This window comes from Burkholderia sp. HMSC10F09 (genome assembly GCF_001806955.1).
GTDB classification, from domain to species: Bacteria; Pseudomonadota; Gammaproteobacteria; order Burkholderiales; family Burkholderiaceae; genus Burkholderia; species Burkholderia multivorans.
Map to the genome: position 1 here is coordinate 1 of NZ_KV786585.1, position 5,644 is coordinate 5,644.

At 69.8% G+C, this 5,644-nt stretch carries 6 protein-coding genes; 4 read left to right on the forward strand and 2 right to left on the reverse strand.

Annotated elements, in window-relative coordinates; genetic code table 11:
- Positions 1-546: 546 nt before the first annotated feature.
- From HMPREF3115_RS06210 to HMPREF3115_RS06225, 4 genes are all read left to right on the forward strand, one after another.
- Positions 547-1,566 (forward strand): LacI family DNA-binding transcriptional regulator, encoded by a 1,020-nt coding sequence (locus HMPREF3115_RS06210; RefSeq protein WP_006398052.1) that lies wholly within the window; start codon positions 547-549, stop codon positions 1,564-1,566.
- Positions 1,563-2,843, forward strand: a complete 1,281-nt coding sequence (locus tag HMPREF3115_RS06215) for an AGE family epimerase/isomerase (protein WP_070553753.1) — start codon at positions 1,563-1,565, stop codon at positions 2,841-2,843. The genes HMPREF3115_RS06210 and HMPREF3115_RS06215 overlap by 4 nt, the downstream gene beginning before the upstream one ends.
- Positions 2,840-3,748: a carbohydrate kinase family protein gene (locus HMPREF3115_RS06220; RefSeq protein ID WP_053297763.1), complete on the forward strand. Its 909-nt coding sequence runs from the start codon at positions 2,840-2,842 to the stop codon at positions 3,746-3,748. The genes HMPREF3115_RS06215 and HMPREF3115_RS06220 overlap by 4 nt, the downstream gene beginning before the upstream one ends.
- Positions 3,749-3,839: 91 nt before the next feature.
- Entirely contained in the window at positions 3,840-4,061 is a 222-nt protein-coding gene (locus HMPREF3115_RS06225; RefSeq protein ID WP_006398049.1) for a hypothetical protein, read from the forward strand.
- A gap of 66 nt (positions 4,062-4,127) precedes the next feature.
- Here HMPREF3115_RS06225 and HMPREF3115_RS06230 read toward each other — a convergent pair whose 3' ends face one another.
- Positions 4,128-4,322: a DUF2905 domain-containing protein gene (locus HMPREF3115_RS06230; protein ID WP_006398048.1), complete on the reverse strand. Its 195-nt coding sequence runs from the start codon at positions 4,320-4,322 to the stop codon at positions 4,128-4,130.
- A gap of 10 nt (positions 4,323-4,332) precedes the next feature.
- Entirely contained in the window at positions 4,333-5,523 is a 1,191-nt protein-coding gene (locus HMPREF3115_RS06235) for a class I SAM-dependent methyltransferase (RefSeq protein WP_070553755.1), read from the reverse strand.
- Positions 5,524-5,644 lie beyond the last annotated feature (121 nt).

Here is a 5,644-nt window from a genome sequence, read left to right on the forward strand (position 1 = left end):
CGAGCCGCCCGGCGCGAGCGCGGGCTGAACCGCGCGGGGCGAGGCTTCAGCCCGCCGCCTGCTGCGTTGCCGCCTTGTCTCGCCTCTTCCCGGATTGCGCCACGCAGGCGACCTTCGGGCCATCGCGCCTTCGCGCGCCGCCAGCCCGCGTCGGCGTGCTCGGGCCCGTTCCAGCCCGCTCTGGGCCATGCTCGCGCCTGCCCCGGCATGCTTCTACCTGCTCAAGGCAGCTCTCGCCAGTTCCGGTCTGCTCCGGTCTGCTCCGGTCTGCTCCGACCTGCTCTGCCCAGCTGCGGCCCAGCTCAGCCCGCCCCGCTCCCAGCATGCTTCCGGCGCACCACGCCCGCCCGCGGCCCCATCCAGCGTGCCGTCACTCGTTCACCTTGCCTTTTTCGCGCTTTGTTTAGTATTTTTAGTAACGTCGTTTTCACTGATTAGCACGCTAAAAGCTGTTATTTGCGGGTATTCCCCGGTTATCCGACCCGCTTTCACAAACGGGTTTTACTATACAATCGCCGTCAACCTAAACATTCCGGAACCCGAACGATGGGCACCACCATTCGCGACGTGGCGCGGGCGGCAGAGGTTTCGATCGGCACCGTGTCGCGCGCGCTGAAGAACCAGCCGGGCCTGTCCGAAACGACGCGCGCGCGGATCGTCGAGATCGCGCAGCGGCTCGGCTACGACCACGCGCAACTGCGGCCGCGCATCCGCCGGCTCACGTTCCTGCTGCATCGGCAGCACAACCGCTTTCCCGCGAGCCCGTTCTTCTCGCATGTGCTGCACGGCGTCGAGGATGCCTGCCGCGAGCGCGGCATCGTGCCGACGCTGCTGACGGTCGGCCCGAACGACGACGTGCTGCGCCAGATGCGTCCGCACGCGCCCGACGCGATCGCGGTCGCGGGCTTCATCGAACCGGAAACGATCGAGGCGCTCGCCGCGACGGGCCGCCCGCTCGTGCTGATCGACCTGTGGGCGCCGGGCCTGCGTTCGGTGAACATCGACAACGCGACGGGCGCCGCGCTCGCGATGCGCCATCTGCTCGCAACGGGCCGTTCGCGGATCGCCTTCATCGGCGGCTCGCCCGCGCACTACAGCATCGCGCAGCGCGCGATCGGCTATCGCCGCGCATTCTTCGAGGCCGGCCGACTGTTCGATCCCGCGTACGAAGTGACGATCGACGCAGGGCTCGATCCCGACACCGGCGCCACGCGCGCGATGCAGCAACTGCTCGATGCGCCGGGCCCGCGGCCCGACGCGGTGTTCGCGTATAACGACGCGGCCGCGCTGGCCGCCCAGCGCGTGTGCCTCGCCCGCGGGCTGCGGATTCCGGACGATATCGCGATCGTCGGCTTCGACGACATTCCCGCCGCCGCGCACGCGAACCCGCCGCTGACGACGCTCGCGGTCGACAAGGAAGCGCTCGGCCGCCGCGGCGTCGAACTGCTGCTCGCCGAGTCGCCCGAGCACACCGAGATCTCGCTGCCCGTCGAGCTGATCGTGCGGGCCAGCAGCCAGTCCGCCGGCTCGCCGGCCCTCGATACCGCCACGGTCACCGAATCATGAACATGCCTCCGGTCCAGTCCTGCCCCACCACGCCGGCCGCCCATGCGCAGCCGGCGCCGTTCGTCGCGAACTTCCGCGATCCGTCGTTCCTGCTGTCGCACGTCGAGGACACGCTGCGCTTCTACGCGCCGAACGTACTCGATCCGACCGGCGGCTTCTACCATTACTTCCGCGACGACGGCAGCGTCTATAACCGCACGTCGCGCCACCTCGTGAGCAGCTGCCGGTTCGTGTTCAACTACGCGATGGCGTACCGGCATTTCGGCGATCCGCGCCATCTCGACTACGCGCGCCACGGGCTGCGCTTCCTGCGCGACGCACACTGGGACGAACAGCTGCAGGGCTACGACTGGGAGCTCGAGTGGCGCGACGGCGCGAAGCACGCGACGCTCGACGGCACGCGCCACTGCTACGGGCTCGCGTTCGTGCTGCTCGCGGCCGCGCATGCGACGATGGCCGGCATCGAGGAAGCACGCCCGCTGATCGCCGCGACCTACGAGCTCGCCGAGCACCGCTTCTGGGATCCCGCCGCCGGGCTCTATGCCGACGACGCGACGCCGAACTGGATCGTGTCGACGTATCGCGGCCAGAACGCGAACATGCACATGACCGAAGCGCTGCTCGCTGCGTACGAAGCGACCGGCCACCTGACGTATCTCGATCGCGCGGAAAAGGTCGCGACGAACATCACGCAACGCCAGGCCGCGCTCGCCGGCGGGCTCGTCTGGGAGCACTACCACGCGGACTGGTCGGTCGACTGGGACTACAACAAGGAAGACAGCTCGAACATCTTCCGTCCGTGGGGCTTCCAGCCGGGCCACCAGACCGAATGGGCGAAGCTGCTGCTGATCCTCGAACGGCACCGTCCGCTCGACTGGCTCGTGCCGCGCGCGGCCGAACTGTTCGACGCCGCGCTCACGCACGCCTGGGACACCGACCACGGCGGCCTCTGCTACGGCTTCGGCCCCGACTTCACGATCTGCGACCACAACAAGTATTTCTGGGTGCAGGCCGAAACCTTCGCGGCCGCCGCGATGCTCGGCGCGCGCACCGGCGCCGAACGCTTCTGGGACTGGTACGACGAGATCTGGCGCTACAGCTGGGCGCATTTCGTCGATCACCGCTACGGCGCGTGGTACCGGATCCTCACCTGCGACAACCGCAAGTACAGCGACGAGAAAAGCCCGGCCGGGAAAACCGACTATCACACGATGGGCGCGTGCTACGACGTGCTCGCGACCCTCGCGCGCACGGCGCGCAGCGAGCAGGCGCAATGAGCGGCGGCACGTTTCCGGCTTTCGTGTCGGCAGGCGACATCCTGACCGACATGGTGCGCGCAGGCGACGCGCAATGGACCTCGGTGCCGGGCGGCGCCGGCTGGAACGTCGCGCGCGCGGTCGCGCGGCTCGGCGTGCCGAGTGCGCTCGCGGGCGCGATCGGCGAAGACTGCTTTTCTGACGTGCTGTGGCACACGAGCGAAGCGGCCGGCCTCGATCTGCGCTTCCTGCAGCGCGTCGCGCGGCCGCCGCTGCTCGCGATCGTCCACGAGACGCGGCCGCCCGCGTACTTCTTCATCGGCGAAGCGAGCGCGGATCTCGCGTTCGACCCGGCGCGTCTGCCGGCCGGCTGGGCCGAGCACGTGCAATGGGCGCATTTCGGCTGCATCAGCCTCGTGCGCGAACCGCTCGCGGGCACGCTCGTCGCACTCGCGGCCGATCTCCATGCGCGCGGCGTGAAGATCAGCTTCGATCCGAACGTGCGCAACCTGATGACGGCCGCGTACCGGCCGACGCTCGAGAAAATGGCCGGCCTCGCCGATCTGATCAAGGTGTCCGACGAGGATCTGCGGCATCTGTTCGGCAGCGATGGCGACGACGCGATCGAGGCAGTGCGCGCGCTGAATCCGCGCGCGGCCGTGCTGGTCACGCGCGGCGCGCAGCCCGCGACGCTCTATGCGGACGGCGAACGCTACGACGCGCGGCCGCCGCGCGTCGAGGTCGCGGACACCGTCGGCGCGGGCGACGCGTCGATCGGCGGGATGCTGTTCAGCCTGATGGCGGCGCCGCAGCGGTCGTGGCGCGAACATCTGGCCTTCGCGCTCGCTGCCGGTGCGGCCGCGTGCCGGCACACGGGCGCGCATGCGCCGACGCTCGACGAAGTCGTCGCCCTGCTCGAACGCTGAACGCGCGTCGATCGATCGGCCGCCGATACACCGCGCTGGACATGCTGCGCCGCAGTGCTACGATGAAGCGTCCTTTTGCGGGAGAGGCATCATGGACACGAACACGTTCACGAAGGGCATCTACACGGCGAAGGCGCACACGCGCAAGGCGGACGGCGGCCAGTTCGAGGGCTACGTGATCCTCACGCGCGACGAAGGCGATACGCCGGACAACACGGTCTACGAGGTCGGCGCGACGAGCTCGAGCGAGGAAGAGGCGTTCGAGGAAGCGAAGGCGCTCGCTCACCGGATACTCGGCGAGATCGAGCTGTAAGGGCAAGGGCCGACCGTCGCGGCCCGTCCGACGCGGCGTGCGGCAGCACGCGCGTTCGCTATCGCGTCAAAGCAGACGCGCGAGCGTCGACACGAGCATCGTCACGACCAGCGTCGACATGAACGGGAACGGATAGCGCCGGCCGCCGAGCGTCAGCGTGACGTCGCCGGGCAGGCGGCCGATGCCGAGCTTGCCGAGCCACGGCCAGCAGCGCGTCAGGATCATCACCGCGACGAACGACGCCATCAGCCAGCGCAGCATGCGGCCTCCGTCACAGCGCGTGCGAGCGGTCGCCGCGCACGAATGCGTCGAGCGTGCCGTCGATGCCGCGCGAGAACGCGATCACCTTGAACAGCTCGCCCATCTCCGCCTCCGAAATCAGCTTCTGCACCGCGTTCGCGGCCGGCAAAAACTGCGTGACGTCGGACGGATCGATCGCGGCGAGCGCGTCGGTGATGCCGGCATTCAGCAGAAAGCGCGCCTGGGACGTGTAGCCGAGCAGGTCCGCGCCGGCGGCGATGCCGGCCTCGTAGATGCCGGTGAATTCGACGTGCGCGGTGATGTCCTGCAGCCCCGGATACAGGAACGGATCGTCGTGTGCGTGGTGCCGGTAGTGGCACATCAGCGTGCCGCGGTCGCGCTGCGGATGGTAGTACTCGTGCGCCGGGAACCCGTAGTCGATCAGCAGCACCGCGCCGCGCGCGAGCATCGTGCAGACCGTGCGCGTGAACGCGAGCGCGGCCTCGTGCGTCTCGGTCACGTAGCCGTCGTCGACGTCGAGGCCCGCGAGCGCCGGCGGCACGTCGTCCGGCGCGACCGCGCGATCGTCGAACACGAACGCGTGCTGCGCGTCGAGCGCGACGCCGCGCTCGCGCCAGGCGCCGCCGGCCTTCGCGAACAGCCGCACCGGCATCGCGTCGAGCACTTCGTTGCCGATCACGACGCCCTCGAACCGCTCGGGCAACGCATCGAGCCAGCGGACCTTCGCGGCCAGCGCCGGCGCGGCCGCCGCGATCGTGTCGCGCTGGCGCGCGCGCAGCTCGCCGGACAGGTCGACGATCAGGTACTCGTCCAGTGTCGCGCCGAGCGCATCGAGCGCCGCGAGCAGGCCGGCCGCGAGCTTGCCGGTGCCGGCGCCGAATTCCATCACGCACCGCGTGCCGCTCGCCGCGAGCGCGTCGGCGACCGGCTGCGCGAGCGTCTGCGCGAACAGCGGCGACAGTTCGGGCGCGGTGACGAAGTCGCTGCCGTCGTCCGCGCGGCGGCCGAACTTGCGCGCGCCGCCGCTGTAATAGCCGAGGCCCGGCGCGTACAGCGCGCGCTCCATGAAGCGGGAGAACGGCAGCCAGCCGCCGGCCGCCGCGATCTCGGCGCGCAGTTGCGCGGCGAGCGTTTCGGACTGCGCGAGCGCATCGGGGCCGGGAGCAGGTAAACTAGCGGGTTCGTGAGCTTTCGGGTTCATCCCGGCATTGTAAATGACCGTTTCAGCCGATACGCCGGCCGCGCGCGTGGCGCTCGTCGCCGGCGCGTTCGACCGCCGCGCCGATCCCGTGCCGCTCGGGCGCGCGCTCGCTGCGGCGTTC

Coding starts and splice junctions, on each gene's coding strand:
- HMPREF3115_RS06225 (WP_006398049.1), top strand. CDS start 3,840: ATGGACACGAACACGTTCACGAAGGGCATCTACACGGCGAAGGCGCAC.
- HMPREF3115_RS06210 (WP_006398052.1), top strand. CDS start 547: ATGGGCACCACCATTCGCGACGTGGCGCGGGCGGCAGAGGTTTCGATC.
- HMPREF3115_RS06230 (WP_006398048.1), bottom strand. CDS start 4,322: ATGCTGCGCTGGCTGATGGCGTCGTTCGTCGCGGTGATGATCCTGACG.
- HMPREF3115_RS06215 (WP_070553753.1), top strand. CDS start 1,563: ATGAACATGCCTCCGGTCCAGTCCTGCCCCACCACGCCGGCCGCCCAT.
- HMPREF3115_RS06235 (WP_070553755.1), bottom strand. CDS start 5,523: ATGAACCCGAAAGCTCACGAACCCGCTAGTTTACCTGCTCCCGGCCCC.
- HMPREF3115_RS06220 (WP_053297763.1), top strand. CDS start 2,840: ATGAGCGGCGGCACGTTTCCGGCTTTCGTGTCGGCAGGCGACATCCTG.